Origin of the sequence: Chitinophaga niabensis, assembly GCF_039545795.1 — a bacterium.
Taxonomy (GTDB): domain Bacteria; phylum Bacteroidota; class Bacteroidia; order Chitinophagales; family Chitinophagaceae; genus Chitinophaga; species Chitinophaga niabensis_B.
Genome location: NZ_CP154260.1, coordinates 40005 through 62364 on the forward strand (window position 1 = coordinate 40005; position 22360 = coordinate 62364).

Genomic DNA, 22360 nt, shown 5'->3' on the forward strand with positions numbered 1-22360 from the left:
GCCTGCAATGACCGCTAAATCGAAGATTGTTTGTGCTAAAACGGATAAAAACCTTAAAATTTCCTGTCAGTGGTGAATCTCACCAGTGTTTCCAGTCCTGCCCGGATATTATTTTCGGGGAACTCATGCAGAATAGCCAGTGCATCATCGCGGTATTGCAGCATTTTTTGCCGGGCATAGTCTATACCGCCGCTTTCGTTGACCATGGAGATCACTTCGTTGACCTTGTCTTTTTCCTTATTGTGGTTCTTTACTATATTAATGATGTGTCTGCGTTGTTCTGCAGAGCCATGTTGAAGGGTGTAGATCAGGGGGAGGGTCATTTTCTTTTCCCGGATATCAATTCCGGTAGGTTTTCCGATGTTGGCGGAGCCATAATCGAAAAGGTCGTCTTTGATCTGGAAGGCAATCCCTACTTTTTGGCCGAAAAGGCGCATTTTTTGGGTGATCTCTTCACTGGCTGAGGTGCTCCAGGCGCCTGCAGCACAAGCTGAGGCCAGGAGGGAGGCTGTTTTTCGCTGGATAATATCAAAATACACCTCTTCCTTAATATCCAGTTTCCGGGTCTTTTCCATCTGGAGCAATTCCCCCTCGCTCATTTCCCTTACGGCATTGGACAGGATCTGGAGCGCTTTATAGTCATTATTATTAAGGGACAATAAAAGGCCTTTAGTGAGGAGATAGTCCCCCACCAGTACGGCAATCTTATTCTTCCAAAGAGCATTTACAGAAAAAAAGCCTCTGCGTTCGAGGGAATCGTCAACTACATCATCATGAACAAGGGTGGCGGTGTGTAATACTTCTACAAGAGCAGCAGCCCGGTAAGTACTTTCATTGATCTCAGCGCTGAACATCCGGGCGGAAAGGATCACGAACATCGGCCGGATCTGCTTTCCCTTGCGTTTTACGATGTAATGCATGATCCGGTCCAGCAGGGGGACATCACTTTTTACAGCATCTGCAAACTTTCCTTCGAAATCCTGTAATTCCTTCCCAATCAGTTGTTTAATTTCCTCCATATGTTAAAAAAAGCTTCGCTAAGCTACCCCTAAAATAGCACATTCTGATAATTTGGCCCCGAATTTGTAGATAATACCCGAGTGTTCTTTTAAATAGCCCTTAATTTTGAGGGAGTTATCAATACAAATAAAATCGCAAGAAAAATTTGTATATTCATTAAGGATTTTTACCTTTGCTTGGTAAAAAACGCGTTAATTGTAAAATCTTTAACAGTTTTTAAATAAAAAAACAATTATGGCAAGCAAAAAGTACTTACTACTGGCAGGTGCAATGACTCTTCTGGCAGCATCTCCCGGTTTTGCGCAGGTTAAGCCCTCATACGATGCGCTGGACTCCTCTAAAGTTTCAGCGAAGAATATGGCGCAATTCAACAGTTTCAGAAACAACCAATCTGACTATCCGGCCAAGCCGAGAAATATGTGGGAATTGGGAGTTCACGGCGGTTACCACTTTATTAAAGGTGACGTTGCTGCTCTTCCCGGTTTCGGTGGCGGTCTCTCCCTGAGAAAAGCCCTCGGTCATACTTTCTCTATCAGAGGTGAGTACACCGGTTCTTTCGACTACGGTCTGGATTATCAATTGAAACCTAACACAGTTGGCGGTGCTTACAACGCAACTGCTAACCTGAATGGTGGTAGAGTTGTTCCTGCTTACAGGACTGCTACTCACCAACTGTCTTTGAACCTCATCGCTTCTCTGAGCAACATCCTGTTCTACAAAGCTCAACCTAAAGTTAACTGGTACGTTTTGGCTGGTTACGGTCTGATGCTGGCAGATGTTGACGTTGACGCGCTGAATGCTAACGGTGCTGGATATAACTATGGTGCTGGTGGAGCTAACATCAACTTCAGCGGCAAGAAGAAAGATATCCGCGATGCGTTGAAAAATTATCACGACAAAGAATATGAACAAAATGCACCTGCACAAGGTAACCGCGTTCAGATCGGTCGTAGAGATGATAACCAACTCCTGCGTCATGCGCTGGAAGTAGGTACTGGTATCGCTTTCAAAGTTTCTAAACGTTTCAACATTGGTGTTGAAGAGAAACTGACCCTGCCTTTCGATGATTACCTGGACGGTTACACCGCCGGTGCTTACGATGGTAGCAAAGATTTCTTCTCTTACACTTCCGTTCGTTTGAACTTCAACCTCGGTAACCCCAACAAACGTGTTGAACCATTATGGTGGGTTAATCCGCTGGATTTCGCTTACAACGAGCTGAACAGCCCACGCCGCATGAAGCTGCCTACTCCGGTATTGCCTGATGCTGATGGTGATGGTGTTACTGATCAATTCGATCGCGAACCTAACACACCAGCTGGTGCTCCCGTTGATTCTCACGGTGTAGCTAAGGATACTGATGGTGATGGTGTTCCTGACTACAAAGACAAACAACTGATCACGCCTACTTACTGCTTCCCAGTTGATGCTGATGGCGTAGGTAAATGCCCAGATCCTGAGTGCTGCAAAAACATCGTAGCTCAGCCTAACTGCGCTAGCCTGATCTTCCCAAGCGTAGCTTTCAAAGGCAGCGCAACCAAAATCTCTAACGATTTTGAAGCTGTACTGGGTAGCGTAGCTAACACACTCCGTTCTAATCCTTCCTGCAACATCCTGGTTACTGGCCACGCTGGTGCTAAAGGTAAGAAAGGTGGTGTTGATCTGAGCTCTCGCCGTGTTGACGCTGTAATCGACTACCTGGCTGAAAAACAAGGTATCGATCGCGGTCGCTTCATCAAACAAAACACTCCTGGTGATGCTAACACTGTAGACCTGGCTCCTGCCAACTAATACAGTTGCACACTGGTAAATATTTAAAAGAGGTTGCTCATATTGAGCAACCTCTTTTTTTATGGTAAGGAGATAATACGCGATTGCTCCGTATTTATTACTAAATTTGACCTGCCTTTAATCTTTTATATTGTACTCTGCGTGGTAAAAGACTTCAATAAAGCTACCCTGGCCGGTCTGATCGTGGCACTGGGAATCATTTACGGCGATATCGGTACCTCTCCGCTCTACGTGTTCAAAGCAATTGTTGGAACCAACGAAATCAGCGACCTGCTGGTGATCGGCGGTATCTCCTGCATTATCTGGACCCTCACACTTCAAACAACAGTAAAGTATGTGATCCTGACCCTCAAAGCCGATAACAAAGGTGAAGGCGGGATTTTTTCACTTTATGCACTGGTCAGGCGGCATGGGAAATGGACGGTTATATTTGGAATGATAGGAGGGGCCGCTTTATTAGCGGATGGTATTATTACCCCACCCATCACCGTCACTTCAGCTGTAGAGGGTTTACGCACGCTGCCTGTATTTAAAGACCTGGGTGAGTGGACAATTGTAAAGATCGTACTCGTGATCATTACACTGCTGTTCTTTATGCAGCAGTTCGGTACCATGTCCATTGGTAAAATGTTCGGCCCCATCATGGTGATCTGGTTCGGCATGCTGGCGGTATTAGGGATCTCCCATATTGCGGATGACCTCACCGTATTAAAAGCATTTAACCCGTACTACGCTATTGAATTATTGGCAGTATATCCGCACGGCTTCCTTATCCTGGGAGCAGTGTTCCTCTGTACCACGGGGGCAGAGGCCCTCTATTCAGATCTTGGTCACTGCGGCCGAGGTAACATCCGTGTTTCCTGGATATTTGTAAAATCTTCCCTGATCCTCAACTACCTGGGGCAGGGCGCCTGGTTATTAACCCAGCGTGGCGGTACGCTCCATGGAGAAAATCCCTTCTTCCTGATCATGCCGGAATGGTTTGTGATATTTGGGGTGTTAATTGCAACGATTGCATCTGTAATTGCCAGTCAGGCCCTGATCTCCGGATCGTTTACCCTTATTTCTGAAGCAATGCGCCTGAACCTCTGGCCAAAGCTGAAGATCAATTACCCCACTGAATTACGCGGTCAGTTATTCATTCCGGGCATCAACCTGATGTTGTTCACCGGTTGTGTGGCTATCGTTTTGATATTTAAGGAATCTTCCGCAATGGAAGCAGCTTATGGCCTGTCCATCACCATTTGTATGTTGATGACCTCCTGCCTGTTTGCATTCTACCTGTATACGCGAAGGGTAAGGCTGCTTTGGATCGGGTTATATCTTGTTGTATATCTGACCATTGAGTTCTCTTTCCTTTTTGCCAACCTCGTGAAATTCATGCACGGTGGTTATGTAACAGTGATCGTAGGAGGCGCACTTTTCCTGGTCATGTATTCCTGGTTCCGGTCCCGCAAGATCAAGAACAGGTATGTGGAATTTGTAAAACTGGAGGATTACCTGCCTATTTTACAGGAACTGAGCAATGACACTACCATCCCTAAATATGCCACGCACCTCGTATATATGAGTAGTGCAGATAACCCGAAAGAAATAGAGCATAAGATCATTTACTCCATCCTTAATAAGAAACCCAAACGTGCCGATATCTACTGGTTCGTACATGTGGATGTAGTGGATGAACCTTATATGAGCGAATACACCGTGCAAACCATTATTCCCAATGAAGTGATCAGGGTGGAATTCCGTCTTGGGTTCAGGGTGGAGCAAAGGATCAACCTGATGTTCAGAATGGTGGTGGAAGATATGGTGCGTAATAAGGAAGTGAATATCACCAGCCGCTACGAATCGCTGAGTAAAAACAATGTGGTGGGCGACTTCCAGTTCATCGTTATGGAAAAATTCCTCTCTCACGATAATGACCTTCCCCTGCATGAGCGGATCATCATGCGCATTTACTTCATGCTTAAAAAGATCGGGCTTTCCGAGGAACGTGGTTTTGGACTGGATTCCAGTTACGTAACCATCGAGAAGTTCCCATTGGTGGTAGCGCCGGTTACCAATCTTCAATTGAGAAGGGTGCAGGAACGTTACAGATACGAAGATTAATAGGTTGCTTGCTAACGTGTCGTGTATTATTTTAGCAATTCCTAAAAACGCTTATCATGCTAAAACACGTCTACGCTACAGCTTTATTGTTGTCGCTATCCTGTGCAACCTTTGCCCAGAATGGTGTTCAATCTGACTATCGCGAACTGCCAGACCCGCGCCCAATTGATCCCATAAGCTGGAGTACAGTTCAGCCTGGTGTACATGCCCACTTTGGTAGTGCGGATGTACGTTATGAAAAAAACTATGCACCCCTTGCTTCATCTCTCAGATCCTCCTGGAGCGCCAAAGCCTGGAGAGGAGAGAAAGTGCATACGCAATTGGTGATCTACACCACGAAACCACTCACCGCTGTAAGCATCGGGAAATCTGATCTGAAAGACAATAATGGAAATAAGATCCCGGCCAGCGCCATTACACCGGGTTTTGTCCGTTATGTGATGACGGATGAACTGAACAGCGAAGGTGGTGGATGCGGACATCGCCCCCCTGGTTCTTTTGACTCTTCCCTGGTAGCAGATGGCATCGATTTTATCCCTGCTATTAATATCGCTGCCAATACCACACAGCCTGTATGGTTAAATGTAACCGTTCCCCCTCAAACGCCTGCAGGTGTTTATAAAGGTTATGTGAAAGTGCAGGAGCAAAAGCTCAATTATGAAGTGGTGGTATCCAACCGTACTTTGCCACAACCCAGGGATTGGGCTTTTCATCTGGACCTCTGGCAAAGCCCTTATGCCGTTGCAAGGGTACACAATACCAAATTGTGGAGTAAAGAACACTTTGCTGCCATGAAACCCTATATGGAAATGTTGGCCAATGCAGGGCAGAAAGTGATCACCACCAGTATTATTTACGATCCCTGGAACAGCCAGACGGAAGATATTTATGGAGACATGGTGAAGTGGACAAAAAAGAAAGACGGCACCTGGAATTTTGATTATACCGTATTTGATAAGTGGGTTGCGTTTATGCAGGAGACCGGCATTAAAAAACAGGTAGCCTGCTACAGCATGATCCCCTGGAACCTGAAATTCTATTATTATAATGAAGCCAGTGGAAAAGATACTTTTATTGTAGCTAAACCCGGTACCAAAGAATATGATGATCACTGGCGCCCGATGCTGGCTGATTTTTCCAAACACCTGAAAGCAAAAGGCTGGTTTGACATTACCTGCATTGCAATGGACGAACGCCCGATGGAAGCCATGCAGAATGCCATTAAACTGATCCGCAGTGTTGATAAAGATTTCAAAGTGTCTTTGGCTGGTAATTATCATAAAGAGCTGGTGAATGACATCTTTGATTATTGTGTAGCATCCGGACAGGACTTCACGAAAGAAGAACGCAAATGGCGTTTTGAAAAAGGATGGCCAAGTACTTATTATACCTGCTGTTCAGAAGGTTATCCTAACACCTTCACTTTTTCACCCTTAGCTGAATCTGCCTGGTTGGGATGGCATGCTGCGGCAAAGAATTACAGCGGTTATCTGCGCTGGGCATATAATTGCTGGGTGAAAGAACCGCTGCAGGATTCCCGTTTCCGTACCTGGGCTGCCGGGGACACTTACCTGGTTTATCCTGGTCCAAGATCGTCCATGCGTTTTGAGCGGATGATAGAAGGTATCCAGGTATATGAGAAGATCCGGGTGCTGAGAGCAGAAGGGAAAGGCGCAGAAATAGATAAGGTGCTGAAAGCTTTTGAGATCAATGCCCTGAAAGCGAAAACGGCAGGGGATATGGTGAACAAGGCCACAACAACATTGAATACATTATAGGAATAAAAAAAATCCTCCGAGGAATCGGAGGATTTTTTTTAACACAACTAAAAAACAATCAAACTTTATAATATTCAAAAAGATCAGTCTGGTTTTTTGCCATCTAAAAAGGTATTGATCGTATTGATCTCCGCCTTGTTATCCTGGTCGTTGCCCACTGTGTAGCTGGAATAGAACTGCTCAGCAGAGCCGGCGCCATTATCCAGGTCTACATTCCTTCTCAGGTAGGCAGGCACATTTTCTATCTCCTGGTTATTTTCCATGTTCTTCACATTGAAACTAATGCTGCGCAGTTTGGCTACCCTTTCCAGTTGCTTGCGTTTCTGTTCATCGTTAGGCTCTTCCTGCTGAGGAACCAGTTGCTGTGGCTGCTGAACAGGTTGTACAGGCTGCTGCACAGGTTGTTCCGGTGCAACTGGCGCTGCATCTTCCTTAAACACCATCTTCATTTCCGGTTGGTCCTCAGTGCTGTTATTCACCGGTTCCACATATATATTGGAAGGGCGGTTGAGATAACCTCCGGAAGCAGGCGTACTTGCTGGCTGCTGCGGTTGAACTGGTTGTTGTACTTGTTGTTGCACCTGCTGTTGAGCTTGCGGCTGTGGTACATTTACCGGTTCAACAGGTTCAATGTTCAGCGTGTAGGTTTCCCTTGGCTGTTGTACGGCAGGTTGCTCAAATGAAGTAGCAGGAGCGGGGTGAGATACTACAGGTACTACCAATGTTGGTGCCATTACATCTTTGATCTCTGGTTCTTCCTCAGAGAACAGCATGCCCTGGTTGTGCATCTTCTTTTCATCTCCTTCCTGCCCCAGTGTCATAACGATCTTAGGCTCTTCCTTGATCACCTGTTGCTGCTGATTTGCAGTAGCTTTCAGTTGCTGAATAGGATTTTGTTCAAACCCGGTAGCAATGATGGTAACCCCCAGGTTGCGGTCTAAGGTCTGATCATAGCCCACACCCAGGATCACATCGCAATCCTCACCGGCCATACTTTGTACATATGCCTGGATCGTATCCATTTCATCAAGTGTGTGCTCGAATTCACCTTCGGCGGAAGAAATATTGATAAGGATCCATTTGGCTCCTTTGATATCATTATCATTCAGCAACGGAGAAGTCAATGCTTCTTCGATCGCTATTTGTGCACGGTTTTCTCCTTCTGCCAGTGCAGCTCCCAGAATAGCCACGCCACCGTTGCGCATTACGGTACAAACGTCCGCAAAGTCAACGTTGATCTGACCGGTGGAGTTGATCACATCCGTGATACATTTAGCCGCTGTGGCCAACACGTTATCCGCTTTTTCAAAGGCCGCTTTGAATTTCAGGTCACCGAACTTCTGACGGAGTTTGTCGTTGGATATGATCAATAAAGTATCCACACATTCTTTCAAACGGTTGATACCTTCTTCTGCCTGCTGCATACGTTTTTTCCCTTCATATGAAAAGGGAGTGGTAACAATACCCACAGTAAGGATCCCCAATTCTTTGCAGATCCTGGCAATGATGGGTGCTCCGCCGGTTCCGGTTCCGCCACCCATACCTGCAGTAATGAATGCCATTTTGGTATTCACCTCCAGGATCTTTTTGATTTCTTCAAAGGATTCCTCTGTAGCCTGTTCGCCGATCCTCGGATTGGCGCCTGCTCCTAAACCCTGCGTCAGGTGTGGTCCCAGTTGTACCTTATTGGGTACAGGACTGTTTGCAATAGCCTGTGCATCGGTATTGCAGATAATGAAGTTCACTCCATCAATGTTCTGGCTGAACATGTGGTTGACTGCATTGCTACCTCCGCCACCAATGCCTATTACCTTGATGATAGAGGATTTTTCCTTTGGAAGATCAAAATGTATCATGACTCTTTCTCTTTTTTTGGGTTAGTATTTGATGTACTGTTCCTACGCGCTGTTTTGATCGTTTTATTTGAATTCATTATTAATTGCAACAATCACGCCATAGCGTAATTACAGTTTTGCATCCTCTTCTTCGGTGAACATGTCGATGATCTTTGTTTTCATCCTGTCCAGGAATCCTTTGAGAGATGCATTACGTTCTCTTGCCTTCCTATCCTGCCTTGCGGTAGGTGATTCAACTGTGTCCGGCTCTTCTTCTTCCATCCAGCCTTCTTCATCTTCTGCTTTGCGTGCGGCCTGTTCTTTGGCAAAATAGCTGGTGTTGATCTTCACATAATTTTCTTCCAGTGCTCTTCTGTCATTTTCATAATCATTGTAGCCTTTCAGGATCAAACCAACGCAGGTAGCATACATGGGCTTGGTCAGCTCATCTGTATGACCACTGGCCAGGTGCTCGTTCGGATAACCGATCCTTGCACTTACACCTGTAGTATATTCCGTTAACTGGATCAGGTGTTTCAGCTGAGAGCCACCACCCGTGAGGATGATACCGCCATTCAGCATCTTATTGTCCATTCCGATCTGTTTCAGGTGATACACCACAAAATCCAGGATCTCGCTCATCCTTGCCTGGATGATGTGTGCGAGGTTCTTTACAGAGATCTCCTTAGGGCTTTGGCCACGGAGACCCGGGATAGTGATATATGCATTGTTCTTGGCTTCGTCCGCAAGGGCGTAACCGAACTGTACTTTCATTTGTTCTGCCTGTGTTTTTAAAACGCCCAGACCGTTCTTGATATCGTTGGTGATGTTCTCACCACCATATGGTATCACGGCTGTGTGTTTCAGAATACCTTCATAGAACACGGCAAGGTCTGTTGTGCCACCTCCAATGTCTACGATCGCAACACCGGCTTCAAAATCCATATCGCACATAACAGCGGCGGCAGATGCCAGCGGCTGTAATACCAGGTCTTTGATACGCAGGCCGGATTTTTCCACGCTCCGGTTGATGTTCCGGATCGCGTTCTTATCGCCTGTGATGATGTGGAAGTTAGCGCCCACTTTTACACCACTCATACCAATGGGGTAGGTGATATTCTGGAGGCTGTCCACAATATATTGCTGCGGGATCACATCGATGATCTGATCGCTGGCAGGGATCACGGTTTTATATTGATCATTGATCAATTGGTCAATGTCTTTCTGAGAGATCTCGGCGTCTGTGTCATTGCGTACAATGTCACCACGCGTCTGAAGGCTTTTTATATGATGGCCGGCAATGCCTACATATACCTCATTGATCTCCAGGTTAGGGTTGGAGGCATAGCAGTTTTCCAGGGCCTGACGTATAGCCTTGATAGTTTGATCGATATTCAACACCATACCGTGCTGAACACCAAATGATGGGGCCTTCCCGAATCCGAGGATTTCCAATTTCCCGTATTCATTCTTCCTTCCTGCGATGGCTGCTATCTTCGTGGTGCCAATGTCGAGACCTACAATGATGGGAGCTTCCTGATTCATGGTACTTTATTGTTTTAGTTGCGATTACGATTAGGTTTGTTATATACTGCTTTTGGCTTTGGCCCTTCTGCCTTTTTTTTCTCAGGCTTTCTGGCTGCGGGCTTTTTAGTAGCAGTTGGTTTGTCAGCTTTGGGTTTAGCCGCTGCTGGTTTAGGTGTCGTGGCCGGTGCCGGTGTACTGTGATCATCATCATCTACCGCTACATCTGCAACAGTAGAATCTTTGTACATGGGCGGCGGCGGTGCGCTCTTGCCATCTCTTCTGGTACCTATCACCTCTTCATGGTAGGCAATGTTCAGTCTTGAGTACGTGTTCCATCCTGCTTTGTTTAAACCTTCGCGGTAGAAAATGAGCAGTTTGTTAAACTTCGTGGCTATATCCGTTCCCTCGCCAAAAACAATCACATGGTCGCCAAGCTTGGGAATGAACTCGAATTTTCTGTCTCCTGTAATGATCACCTGTTCCACCTGCGCATTCCAGAAAGTATCTGTTGCAATGAAGCGGGCCATTTCTCCCATTTGCGTGTACAACAGGCTGTCTTCCTTTTTCAACTGCACCGCATCTGTTGGGAAACCGGTAAATACAGGCACCCTGGCAGAAAAGCGATCCGAAACAGGGATGCGTTCTCCCTGTTCATCCAGGTAAAAACTATTCCCGGAGAAAGTGAACACGCGGGCCAGCGGATCGCGTTGCACCACTTCGATGTTCAACACTTCGTTGTTATCGATGAACAGTTCCGCTGAGCGAACCCATGGATCCCGTTCAACAATACGTTCCAGGTTGCCGATATTGATATCGCTGATCAGCATGCCCACCGGGTTTTGCTTACGGTCTTTGGAGTTATTGATCAGCGCTTTAATATCCTTTTCATCTATAAAGGCATTCCGGTCATCTCCTTTGAGCGTTACCTTCAGGCCTTTGCATTTCGTATGATCCTTTTCCCGCACTGCGGCCACGAGCAATACCATAAAGCCTATCAGTACACCGCTCCAGAGGAGGGCAATACCAATACGTTTGAAGGCTATTTTGGTTTTGCTTTGCATGTCAGTTCAATAAATGTTGTATCGGTTCGCGCAACAGATCAATGTCTCCTGCACCCGCCGTGATTAAAAGTTGGGAAGGATGATCCTTCAGCCACGTTACTACATCATCCCTTTTTAGGATCTTCACTTCCGGGCCATGGATACGGGAGGCGATCATTTCACTGGTCACCCCTTCTATCGGTAACTCCCTTGCCGGATAGATAGGAAGGAGGATCACTTCATCTGCCATGGAGAGTGTTTCTCCAAATCCATCCGCAAAATCCCTTGTTCTGGAGAAGAGATGTGGTTGAAAGATGACGGTGCATTTCTTTCCACGGAATAAAGATTTTGCGCTGGTGATCAGTGCTCTTAATTCCTCCGGATGGTGTGCATAATCATCTATATATACAACGTTATCTTTCTTCACCAGGTATTCGAACCGGCGGCGGATACCTTTAAAATCAGCTACCGCTGCCCTGATCTTTTCATTACTGATGCCTAAGAGGTGTGCCACACCGATAGCTGCAATGGCATTCTCCACATTGTGCATGCCTCCGATATACAGCCTCACATTATCTATCAGCCAATCCTGCTGCACTACATCAAACTCGTAACCTCCGTTATCCATGCGGATATTTTTCCCATATATATTGGCCGCATCGTTCTGCAGACTGTAAAAAAGTTTGTTGTCTCCTTCCAGTTCTGCGCCATGCGGTAAACCATGCCTTGCCAGCAGGGTGCCATTTGGCTTGATATTCCTGGTATATTGAATGAAGGCATCTACTACAGCCTGCTCGGTACCATAGATATCCAGGTGGTCCGGATCCATGGCGGTGAGTACAGCAACATCCGGACTCAGTTTCAGGAAAGAGCGGTCGTACTCATCTGCTTCAATCACCGCTACCTGCTTTTCGCTGCTCCAGAAATTCTTTCCGTAGTTGGAACTGATGCCACCCAGGAAGGCGTTGCAGCCATATCCTGTATGACGAAGGATGTGAGCGATCATGGTAGAAACCGTTGTTTTTCCATGGGTGCCTGCCACGGTGATGGCAAACAATTCACGGGTGATCTCCTGTAACACATCGCTGCGCTTCACTACTTCGTATCCATTCTCGCGATAATACACCAGTTCTTTTTGTGTGGCCGGAATAGCGGGGGTGTACACAACAAGGTTGGCAGTTTTGTCGATCTTATCCAGGTCTTCTGCATAATGAATGTCGATGCCTTCTGCTTCCAGTTGCTGTGTCAGCCCGGTGCTTGTTTTATCGTACCCGCTCACTTTCACACCTTTCTCATTAAAGAAACGTGCAATCGCGCTCATACCGATACCACCGATACCAACAAAATAGATCCTATGTATTTTCTTCAGTTCCATATTATTTAATCAACCCAAGCACTGCCCGGGCGATAGTCATGTCTGCATTTTTATTTCCCAGTGGCGCAATGTTCTGTTCCAGCTGGTCCATCAGTGCTTTGTTCTGTACCAGGCTGAATGCTTCATTCACCAGGCGGCTTTGTGCTTCGCCGTCTTTGATCATCAGGGCAGCCTGTTTGTGTACAAGGCTGAGTGCATTCTGCGTTTGATGATCTTCTGCCGCAAATGGATAAGGCACAAAGATCACCGGCTTCTTCACTACGCAAAGCTCAGCAATGGCTAATGCCCCTGCACGCGATATCACCATATCTGCCGCTTTGTAGGCAAAATCCATCACGTTGATAAAGTCATAGACTTTCACATGTGTGGCAAATGCTGCTGCGGCTGATTTTGCTGTATCATAGAACGGCTTTCCCGTTTGCCAGATCAGCTGGATATCTTTATTTACAAATTCCGCAAGATGAGGCAGTATGGCTTCATTGATGGACTTCGCGCCGAGGCTGCCACCTACCGCAAAAATGGTAGGTTTGCCATCCAGCAATCCGAAATGACGTAATGCTTCTTCTCTTGTTACGGCACTTTCTGTAATAGCTCCCCGTACAGGATTGCCTGTGTAGAGGAGTTTATCAGCAGGAAAGAATTTATCCATTCCTTCGTACGCCACACATATCTTACCAGCCTTACGGCCTAATATCTTATTACTTTTTCCGGCATAGGAATTTTGTTCCTGTATCAGCGTGGGAATTCCCCTGCGCTGTGCCTGCCTTAAAATAGGAAAGCTGGCATAACCACCAACACCTACTACGGCATCCGGTTGAAAACGGGTAAGGATACTCTTTGCCTGACGTAAACTTTTCAGCAGTTTGAACGGCAACAGGATGTTCTTCAACATATTGCTGCGGTTGAAACCTGCAATCTCCAATCCTTCGATGGGATAGCCTGCCTGCGGCACTTTCTCCATTTCCATTTTTCCTTTGGCGCCTACAAAAAGGATCTCCGTTTGCGGTTCCAGCTTGCGGAGCGCGTTTGCAATAGCAATGGCCGGGAAGATATGTCCTCCTGTACCGCCGCCTGCTATGATCACTTTGTATGCCAATGTCTTTTCTTCTTTTATGTTTTCTTTATGCGGCAACTGCCACATTGGTAACCTCTTTCTTTGAAGTTTCTTCTACACTTCTTGAAACACTCAGTATAATTCCGATGGCCAGGCTCGTAAAGATCACGGATGATCCTCCCATACTCACCAGTGGCAGGGTTAACCCTGTAACCGGTAGCAGGTGTACGTTTACGGCCATATGCATCAATGCCTGTATCACTAATGTAACACTCAGGCCTAATGCGAGGAATGCACCAAATGCGTATGGACAATTCTTGAATATTCTGATACTTCGTAAGAGCAGTACGAGATAAGCAATCAACACTAAAAAGGCGCCAAAGATACCATACTCCTCAAGAATAATCGCAAAAATAAAATCCGAATAAGGGTGCGGTAAGAAATTTCTTGCCGTACTATTACCTGGTCCTTTTCCTACTGTACCGCCACCTGCGATGGCAATGTTTGCCTGCTGTACCTGGTAGGGCACTTCATGTGCTTCGTCACTGGTAAAACTTTCTATCCTTTTCTTCCATGTTTCCGCACGCCCGTAACCTGTTAAACTTGCTACTGCGAACATCAGCACGATCAATATTATTGCGCCCCCTATCATGGATAACAAGAACTTCAGCGGTACACGGCCAATGAAACAAAGTAACATGCAACTGGCTCCTAAAAGCAATGCCGTACTCATGTTCGCGGGCATGATCAATGCACAGATCACACCAACCGGTATGATGATAGGCAGAAAGCCTTTTTTGAAGTCCGTGATCACCAACTGCTTGCGTGACAGTTGACGGCTCACGTACATGAACAAGGCCAGCTTCGCAATGTCTGAGGTCTGGAACGTGAGATTGATCACAGGCAGCCTGATCCAGCGGCTGGCTTCATTCAGATTGGAACCAAAAGCCAGTGTATAGATCAGCAGGGGGATGGACAGGATGAAACCTATCTGAGCCACCCTGGAGTAAATCGTATAATTCACCCGGTGCGCGAAATAGATGATCATAACACCCAGTATCAATACGGAGAGCTGCTTGAAAAGATAATACTCCGTATGACCGCTATAAACCCGATATGCCAAAGAGCCGGTTGAACTGTACACTGCCAACAAGCTTACTGCAGACAGGAAGAACACGATCGTCCAGATCACCTTATCACCTTTTGTCCTTTGAAGTAAGTTGTTCACGCTTGTTATTTATGGTTAAAGTTCTCTCACTGCTTCCTTAAACTGGCGGCCTCTCTCTTCATAGTTCTTGAAGAGGTCAAAGCTGGCGCAGGCAGGGGAGAGCAGTACTACATCTCCTTTGCTGGACATCTGGAAGGCAGCCGCTACGGCATCCTTCATATTGTCCGTATTCACCATTACTTCTATGTCTTTGGAAAGACCTTCATGGATGGGGCGGTTATCTACGCCCAGGCAAATGATGGCCTTCACTTTTTCACGTACCAGGTCACGGATGGCGCTGTAATCGTTGCCTTTATCCACACCGCCCATGATAAGTACTACCGGGCGTTCCATACTTTCCAATGCGAACCATACTGAATTCACGTTAGTAGCCTTGCTGTCGTTTATAAAGTCTACACCACGCACAGTGGCTACATATTCCATACGGTGCTCCAGGCTCTTGAATGAAGCCAGGCTTTCCCGGATCTTTTCTTTCCGGATATCCATTGTGCGACCTGCTATCCCTGCTGCCATTGAATTATACAAATTGTGCTTTCCTTTTAATGCCAGGTCATACATCGACATAATTACCGGCTCGTCTTTCACGTGAATATTCAATTGTTCGTTTTCTATAAATCCACCTTCTTTCAATGGTTCCATAATGCTAAAAGGTATTGGTTCTGAATAAATGGGTTTCGTTTCTAAATAATGCCTGATCTCTGGATCGTCTTTACAGTAAATGAAAAAATCCTCCTTCGTTTGATTCATGGCTATGCGGAATTTTGATGCCACATAGTTTTCCATTTTATAATCATAGCGGTCCAGATGGTCCGGTGTGATGTTCAGCAGGATGGCTACATCCGGTTTGAAATCACGTATGTCGTCCAGCTGGAAGCTGCTGATCTCTATAACATAATAGTCTGCCGGCTCTAAGGCTACCTGGCGGGCATAGCTGATGCCAATGTTACCAACCAGTGCGGCGTTAAGGCCGGCTGTTTTGAAAATGTGGTAAGTGAGCGCTGTTGTGGTGCTTTTACCGTTACTACCCGTGATGGCAATGATCTTTTTGTCCTTACTGAAGCGCCACGCAAATTCGATCTCTGAGATCACTGATACGCCACGCTCCCTCACTTTCTTCATCAACTCGGACTTTTCCGGTATACCCGGGCTTTTCACAATTTCATCTGCCTCCAGTATAATGTTCCAGGAGTGGTGCCCTTCTTCAAAAGGAATGTTATTCACCGCCAGCTCCTGTTTATAGATGTCTTTGATCTGACCGCCGTCCGAAACAAATACTTCAAATCCTTTTTGTTTTCCCAGCAATGCTGCACCTATTCCGCTTTCTCCAGCTCCCAGTATTACGAGTTTCATGGGCCTTATCTCATTTTTAAGGTAGCAATGGCAAATACCACACACATCACGGTCACAATCCAGAACCGCACGGAGATCTTACTTTCATGATACCCCAGCTTCTGATAATGGTGATGCAGGGGGCTCATTAAGAATACCCTTCTTCCTTCGCCATACTTCTTCTTCGTGTATTTGAAATAGGTCACCTGGATCAGTACGCTCAGGTTTTCTACCAGGAAAACACCACAGAAGATGGGGATGAGTAATTCTTTTCTCACAATAATGGCCAGTGATGCAATGATGCCTCCCAGTGCAAGGCTGCCCGTATCACCCATGAAAACCTGGGCAGGGAAAGCATTGTACCAGAGGAAACCCACACAGGCGCCTACCAGGGCTGCAATGAATATGGAGAGTTCACCGAGGTTGGGGATGTACATAATATTGAGGTACTCCGCAAACTTGATGTTACCGCTCACATAAGCAAAAATGCCAAGGCAGATCCCTATCACTGCCGAGACCCCTGTTGCTAATCCATCCAGCCCATCCGTGAGATTGGCTCCGTTGGACACGGCAACAATAATGATGATCACGATCAGGGTGTACAGGATGAATGTATATTTCTCCGCACCGGGTCCTATCCAGGAGATCAGTTTGGAATAATTGAACTCATGGTTCTTTACGAAAGGAATGGTAGTGATGGGTGTTTTAACGTCCACAAACTTTTGTCCATCCACGGTTATCCTTTCGGAACTGTTGATCACTCTTTCATTCGCCGGCATCTTTTTGCCGTTCATTACTTCTCGGGAGATCACTACGTTGTCATTGAAATAAAGCGTAAGCCCCACGATGAGCCCAAGCCCTATCTGCCCCAGTATTTTAAACCTCCCGGCAAGACCTTCCTTATTCTTTTTAAATACTTTAATATAGTCGTCAATAAACCCGATCAATCCCAGCCAGATGGTGCAAAGCAGGATGAGCAGGATGTATACATTCAATACCCGGGCAAAAAGGATAGTAGGGATCACGATGGCCGCCAGGATGATCAGGCCGCCCATGGTAGGAGTGCCTTTTTTGCTTACCTGTCCTTCCAGACCCAGATCACGGATCGTTTCGCCGATCTGTTTCTTTTGCAGGTACCGGACAATACGTTTACCAAAAAGCAAAGAGATCGCGAGTGACAGTAATAACGCCATCGTTACCCGGAAGGTGATGAATTGCCACATTCCGGTACCGGTGTAGTTAAATTCTGTTTTTAGATAATTGAATAAGTAGTATAACATATAAATGGATCGTGATCTCTGATTTATTTTTCTAACAACGCGAACATTTCCAGCAGCACCTGTTTATCGTCAAAAGGGTGTTTTACCCCATTGATCTCCTGGTATTTTTCATGACCTTTTCCGGCAATGAGGATGATATCTTCCTGCTTTGCAAAACTGCAGGCGGTTTTGATAGCTTCCTTACGATCGGAAATGGAGATGACCTTTTTACGTTGGTGTACACCAACACCTGCTTCCATCTGGCGGATGATCTCTCCCGGATCTTCAGAACGGGGATTATCCGAAGTGAAGATCACTTTGTCACTGTGTTCCGCAGCTACTTCTCCCATCACCGGGCGTTTGGTGGTATCCCTGTCTCCTCCGCAACCTACCACGGTAATGATCTGCTCATGACCCTGGCGGAGGTTTTTTATAGTAGCCAGCACATTGAGCAAAGCATCCGGTGTGTGGGCATAGTCCACAATACCGATCACACGTTGCTCTTTGGAAATGATATAATCAAAGCGGCCTTCAGCTCCTTTCAGATCGCTGAGTGCTGCCAGTACTTCATCTTTATCTTTGCCAGCCAGAACCGCTGCGCCATATACAGCCATGAGGTTATAGGCATTGAACTCTCCGATCAGGCGGAAGTGCACTTCTCTTTCTCCTACCAGCATCACCAGGCCCGTGATATTGTTTTCAATGATCTTGCCTTTAAAGTCTGCCATACTCCGCAGGCTGTAAGTAGCTTTGCGGGCTTTGGTATTTTGCAGCATCACGGGTCCGCGCTTATCATCCAGGTTGGTGATGGCAAAAGCATTATTGGGTAACTGATCAAAGAAAGATTTCTTTACACGGATATATTCATCAAAGGTTTTGTGATAGTCCAGGTGATCGTGCGTGATATTGGAAAAGATCCCGCCCGCGAACTTCAGTCCTGCTATCCGTTGCTGATGAATGGCATGGGAGCTTACTTCCATAAAAGCATAATCACAACCTTCTGCCACCATATCTGCCAGCAATGCATTCAGGCTGATAGGATCAGGTGTGGTATGGGTTGCCGGAACAATCCTGTCGCCTATCTGGTTCTGAACGGTAGATAACAGTCCGCAATGATGACCCATTTGTGTGAACAAACGGAACAGGAGGGTAGCAATGGTGGTTTTACCATTTGTACCCGTTACTCCTATCAATGTCAGTTTCTGAGAAGGATTGTCGAAGAAGTTGCCGGCCATTACGCCACCTGCCTGCGCACTATTGCTTACCTGTACATAACATACATCCGGGGAAATAGTGTCCGGCAGTGTTTCACAGATGACTGCTGAAGCACCCAGTGCAATTGCTTTGGAGATGAACTGATGCCCGTCTGCCGCAAAACCGCGAATGGCGATGAAAGCATCGCCTGTTTTGATCTGCCGTGAATCAATGCTCAAAGCGCGCACGGCAATATCATTATTGCCCTGCACCGCCAGGATGTTCACGTTATATAATATTTCCCGCAGCGTCTTCATCAACCGAGTTCTATTATGATTGTTTGTTCTTTTCCAATATTGGTTCCGCCGGGCAGGGATTGTGATGTAACTCTTCCTGCACCTTTGATCACTACCCTCAGCCCTGCATTTTCCAGCAGGTACAATGCATCTTTCAATCCCATTCCTTTCACATCAGGTACCTGGCCCTGGGTTTGCGACAAGGGTTCAAAGCTGAGTTTGTTGTTCTTCACATTTGTACTTACCCAGTTGGAGTTGTTGATCACTCCCTGCCAGGGTAAGTTCAATGCTGTTACTACACTGCGCCATTCACTTCCTTTGCCGCCTTTCATGGCCATGAGTGTGTCCAGTACGGAAACACCGTTTATAGGACGGGGTTTCTGAATAGCCAGCGCATACAATTTATCCGCTACTTCCCTGAACACAGGCCCAGCTACAGTTCCTCCATAGAACTTTGCAGCATGGGGTTTGTTTTTGATCACCACTACGCAGGTGAATTGCGGGTCGTCTGCAGGGAAATAACCTGCAAATGAAGACTGGTAGATCTTGTCCGCATATCCGCGGTTTCCGTTAGCTACCAGCGCTGTACCTGTTTTGCCGGCGATACGGTAGTAAGGTGTTTGCAGTTTTACTGCGGTACCATTCAGTACCACACCTTCCAGCATATCCTTCAGCTGAGCCAGTGTACGGGGAGAGCAGATGCTGTCCAGTACAACTGTGGGTTCAAACGATTTGACCGGTTTACCAAACTCCATAATGGCGTTCACGAGGTAAGGCCGCATCATCTTTCCGTTGTTAGCCACTGCATTATAAAGCATGGCTGTTTGCAGAGGGCTTTGTAATACTTCATATCCAAAAGCCATCCAGGGCAGGGTGCTGGCACTCCAGCTGCGGGAAGCGGTTGTTTTGATCACCGGTTTCCCTTCCCCTACAATGTCAATTCCAGTAGGTGTATCGAGGTGTAATCTTTTAAAGTGATTGGCGAACTCATTCGGGTTCTTATAATAATATTGGTAGGCCAGTTTTGCCATCCCTACGTTAGAACTTCTTTCGAATGCGCGTTTAATGGTTACCGTGGTAAGGTGATGTGGTTCGGAATCATACACCACTCTTTTACCTACCGGCCATCTGCCATAATTCAGGTCCACCATATTATTAGGTGTTACAAAGCCATCTTCCAGCACGGCGATCATGGTAGCCAGTTTGAAAGTAGAGCCCGGTTCTCCCACCTGCAGGGCATAGTTCAGATCTTCCCAATAGCTGCCATCCTTTTGACGGCCCAGGTTGGCAATGGCTTTGATCTTACCGGTTTTCACTTCCATGAGTATGCAGGTGCCGTGTTCTGCTTCGTTCTGCACCAGCATTTTCATGAGTGCGTTTTCAGCAATGTCCTGCATGTTCACATCCAGGGTGGTGATCACATCTTTTCCGTTTTCAGGTTCGATGTCAAACCCTTCCACAGGCATAAAAGTGTTGCCGGCAATGCGGCGCATGAGGCGTTTACCGGTAACGCCGTTCAGGCTTTCGTTATAAGTTCTTTCCAGTCCTACGTTCTGCGAATTTTCACGCGCAAGGCCAATCGTACGATTGGCCAGTAGTTTGAAAGGATTGATCCTTTTATTTTTAGTCTCAGCTATGAGCCCGCTTTTATTCCTTCCGAGCCGGAACATTGGAAAGGTCCGCAGTTCCTGGTAGTCATCGAATTTGATATCTCTTTTAAGAAGAAAGTAGCGGTCCTTATCCTTGTATCCTTCCTCGAGCAACTTCTTGTATGCATTTGCGGAACGATCCATGAACAGGGCCGCCAGGCGGACGGAGAGAGAGTCTATATTATCCTTGAAGATGTTGGCTTTCTTATCCATCAGCCCGTCTGCCTGAAAATCTATCCGGATGTCGAAGTAGGGGATGGAGGTAGAAAGCATACGCCCTTCTTCAGAATAGATCGTGCCACGGTCTGCATCCAGGTCCATATAGGAAGTATGCAGGCTGTCAGACATACTGCGCCAGTAATCGCCTTTCACATGTTGTATATAGAATACCTTGCCGAGGATAGCCACAGCAAAGATCCCCATGCCAATTAAGCACAGATAAGCTCGCCATAGTATGTCCTTTTTAATTTCCATTTGCCGGGTCAGGTATCAGTATCTTATGAATATTATTGTTGTTCCGCTTTTTCCGTTTTCACTTCAATGCGTTGCGGTGGTGCATTCAGTTCTTTCAATCCCAGCGGTTCCACGGCTTTGCTTACTTCACTTAATTTGCTCCGGAACATCAGTTCGCTTTTTACGCTCAGATATTCCCATTTCAGTTCTTTTATCTCTTTGCTGAGCTTGTTGATGCGGCGGACCTTTTTTTCTGCCAGATGGCTGTTGGCGATATACACCAGTGCCAATACTGCCAGGAAAAGGAGGAAGGGAAGGTTTTGCGTGATGAGCTGGTAGTTGATCCGCAGGCGCCATTCTCTTTTTGGCTCCTGTGGAAGTGCTTCCGCACCCGCTTCTTCATTCATATGCTTTTCTTCTTCCTGCAACACATTACAAGGTTTAGCAACAGTTTATTCTCAAAAAATCTTTTCTCAGTAACTAGGGGATAGGATGGAAGTAACCGGCGCTATTATACTTTTTCTGCGATCCTTAACTTGGCGCTTCTGCTCCGCGGATTTGCCTTCAATTCTGTTTCACTGGCTGTTACCGGTTTTTTTGTGACCGGTTTGAACAGCTTTGGCGGTGTTTCAAAAGCGTAGGGGTTATCGTCCGTGGCTTCAAAACTTCCGGTTTTCATATAATTCTTCACCAACCGGTCCTCCAGGGAATGGAAGGTGATCACTGCCAGTATACCTCCCGGCTTCAATACCTGTTGTGATTGTGTGAGCAGATCTTTCAATGCACCCAGCTCATCATTCACTTCTATCCGCAGGGCCTGGAAGACCTGGGCCAGGTATTTTGCAGGATTGCCTTTCACGATAGGCTGTATGAGAGATTTGAATTCAGTAATGGTGCGTAACGGATGCGCTTTCCGCAACTGTACAATCGTTTTTGCCAGGGTTTTGGAGTTGGTTACTTCTCCGTAATCCTGGAAGATCTGCAGGAGCCGTTGTTCAGAGTAGGTATGCAGAATGTCCGCAGCCGTTTTTGCATTACGGGTATCCATCCGCATATCCAGGTTTCCGTCAAAACGGGTGGAAAATCCCCTGGCACCTGTATCAAACTGATGAGAGGAAACACCCAGGTCTGCCAGTAATCCATCCGCATCCAAAGCTTTATGCAGTTTCATGAAGCGGTGGAGGTGACGGAAGTTTTCGCGGACAAAAGTGACCCTGTCATCGATGATCCGGTTACGGTAAGCATCCTCGTCCTGATCAAACACAATCAGTCTTCCCTGGGGCCCGAGTTTTTCCAGGATAGCCCTGGAGTGCCCGCCGCCGCCAAAAGTGACATCCACGTAAGTGCCATTGGGTTTGATCTGTAAATGCTCCACTACTTCATGAAGCAGAACGGGCAGGTGATACTGTGATGGTTCCATATG

At 46.5% G+C, this 22360-nt stretch carries 16 protein-coding genes; 3 read left to right on the top strand and 13 right to left on the bottom strand.

Features of this window, described 5'->3' with window-relative positions; translation table 11 throughout:
- Positions 1-53: 53 nt before the first annotated feature.
- Positions 54-1019, bottom strand: a complete 966-nt coding sequence (locus AAHN97_RS00185) for a polyprenyl synthetase family protein (RefSeq protein ID WP_343305569.1) — start codon at positions 1017-1019, stop codon at positions 54-56.
- A 427-nt stretch (positions 1020-1446) separates the two neighbouring features.
- Between AAHN97_RS00185 and AAHN97_RS00190 the strand changes: the two genes are divergently transcribed.
- The 3 genes from AAHN97_RS00190 (at position 1447) to AAHN97_RS00200 (ending at position 6698) form a co-directional block, all read left to right on the top strand.
- Positions 1447-2811, top strand: coding sequence for an OmpA family protein (locus AAHN97_RS00190; RefSeq protein WP_343305570.1), 1365 nt, complete (start codon positions 1447-1449; stop codon positions 2809-2811).
- Between the two features lie 141 nt (positions 2812-2952).
- A complete protein-coding gene (locus AAHN97_RS00195) occupies positions 2953-4920 on the top strand; it encodes a KUP/HAK/KT family potassium transporter (protein ID WP_343305571.1) in 1968 nt (655 codons plus the stop codon).
- Between the two features lie 56 nt (positions 4921-4976).
- On the top strand, positions 4977-6698 hold the full coding sequence (locus tag AAHN97_RS00200) for a DUF4091 domain-containing protein (protein WP_343305572.1): 1722 nt from the start codon (positions 4977-4979) through the stop codon (positions 6696-6698).
- Between the two features lie 83 nt (positions 6699-6781).
- Here the strand turns inward: AAHN97_RS00200 and ftsZ are convergent, their stop codons facing one another.
- The 12 genes from ftsZ to rsmH form a co-directional block, all read right to left on the bottom strand.
- Entirely contained in the window at positions 6782-8554 is a 1773-nt protein-coding gene (gene ftsZ, locus AAHN97_RS00205) for a cell division protein FtsZ (protein ID WP_343305573.1), read from the bottom strand.
- Between the two features lie 108 nt (positions 8555-8662).
- Positions 8663-10078, bottom strand: coding sequence for a cell division protein FtsA (ftsA, locus tag AAHN97_RS00210; RefSeq protein ID WP_343305574.1), 1416 nt, complete (start codon positions 10076-10078; stop codon positions 8663-8665).
- Between the two features lie 14 nt (positions 10079-10092).
- Positions 10093-11121, bottom strand: a complete 1029-nt coding sequence (locus AAHN97_RS00215; protein ID WP_343305575.1) for a cell division protein FtsQ/DivIB — start codon at positions 11119-11121, stop codon at positions 10093-10095.
- A gap of 1 nt (position 11122) precedes the next feature.
- On the bottom strand, positions 11123-12475 hold the full coding sequence (gene murC / locus AAHN97_RS00220) for a UDP-N-acetylmuramate--L-alanine ligase (protein WP_343305576.1): 1353 nt from the start codon (positions 12473-12475) through the stop codon (positions 11123-11125).
- A 1-nt stretch (position 12476) separates the two neighbouring features.
- Entirely contained in the window at positions 12477-13616 is a 1140-nt protein-coding gene (murG, locus tag AAHN97_RS00225; protein WP_343305577.1) for an undecaprenyldiphospho-muramoylpentapeptide beta-N-acetylglucosaminyltransferase, read from the bottom strand.
- Positions 13597-14757: an FtsW/RodA/SpoVE family cell cycle protein gene (locus tag AAHN97_RS00230; RefSeq protein WP_343305578.1), complete on the bottom strand. Its 1161-nt coding sequence runs from the start codon at positions 14755-14757 to the stop codon at positions 13597-13599. Before AAHN97_RS00230 ends, murG begins: the two co-directional genes overlap by 20 nt.
- Before the next feature lie 15 nt (positions 14758-14772).
- Positions 14773-16107, bottom strand: a complete 1335-nt coding sequence (murD, locus tag AAHN97_RS00235; RefSeq protein WP_343305579.1) for a UDP-N-acetylmuramoyl-L-alanine--D-glutamate ligase — start codon at positions 16105-16107, stop codon at positions 14773-14775.
- A 5-nt stretch (positions 16108-16112) separates the two neighbouring features.
- Entirely contained in the window at positions 16113-17309 is a 1197-nt protein-coding gene (mraY, locus tag AAHN97_RS00240) for a phospho-N-acetylmuramoyl-pentapeptide-transferase (RefSeq protein ID WP_343305580.1), read from the bottom strand.
- 80 nt (positions 17310-17389) lie between these two features.
- The gene (locus AAHN97_RS00245) at positions 17390-18856 is read right to left on the bottom strand and encodes a UDP-N-acetylmuramoyl-L-alanyl-D-glutamate--2,6-diaminopimelate ligase (protein WP_343308263.1); all 1467 of its coding nucleotides are present in this window, start codon (positions 18854-18856) and stop codon (positions 17390-17392) included.
- Positions 18856-20907: a penicillin-binding protein gene (locus tag AAHN97_RS00250; protein WP_343305581.1), complete on the bottom strand. Its 2052-nt coding sequence runs from the start codon at positions 20905-20907 to the stop codon at positions 18856-18858. Before AAHN97_RS00250 ends, AAHN97_RS00245 begins: the two co-directional genes overlap by 1 nt.
- Positions 20908-20990: 83 nt before the next feature.
- Positions 20991-21368, bottom strand: a complete 378-nt coding sequence (locus AAHN97_RS00255) for an FtsL-like putative cell division protein (RefSeq protein WP_234979689.1) — start codon at positions 21366-21368, stop codon at positions 20991-20993.
- Between the two features lie 80 nt (positions 21369-21448).
- The gene (gene rsmH / locus AAHN97_RS00260; RefSeq protein WP_343305582.1) at positions 21449-22357 is read right to left on the bottom strand and encodes a 16S rRNA (cytosine(1402)-N(4))-methyltransferase RsmH; all 909 of its coding nucleotides are present in this window, start codon (positions 22355-22357) and stop codon (positions 21449-21451) included.
- Between the last annotated feature and the right edge of the window lie 3 nt (positions 22358-22360).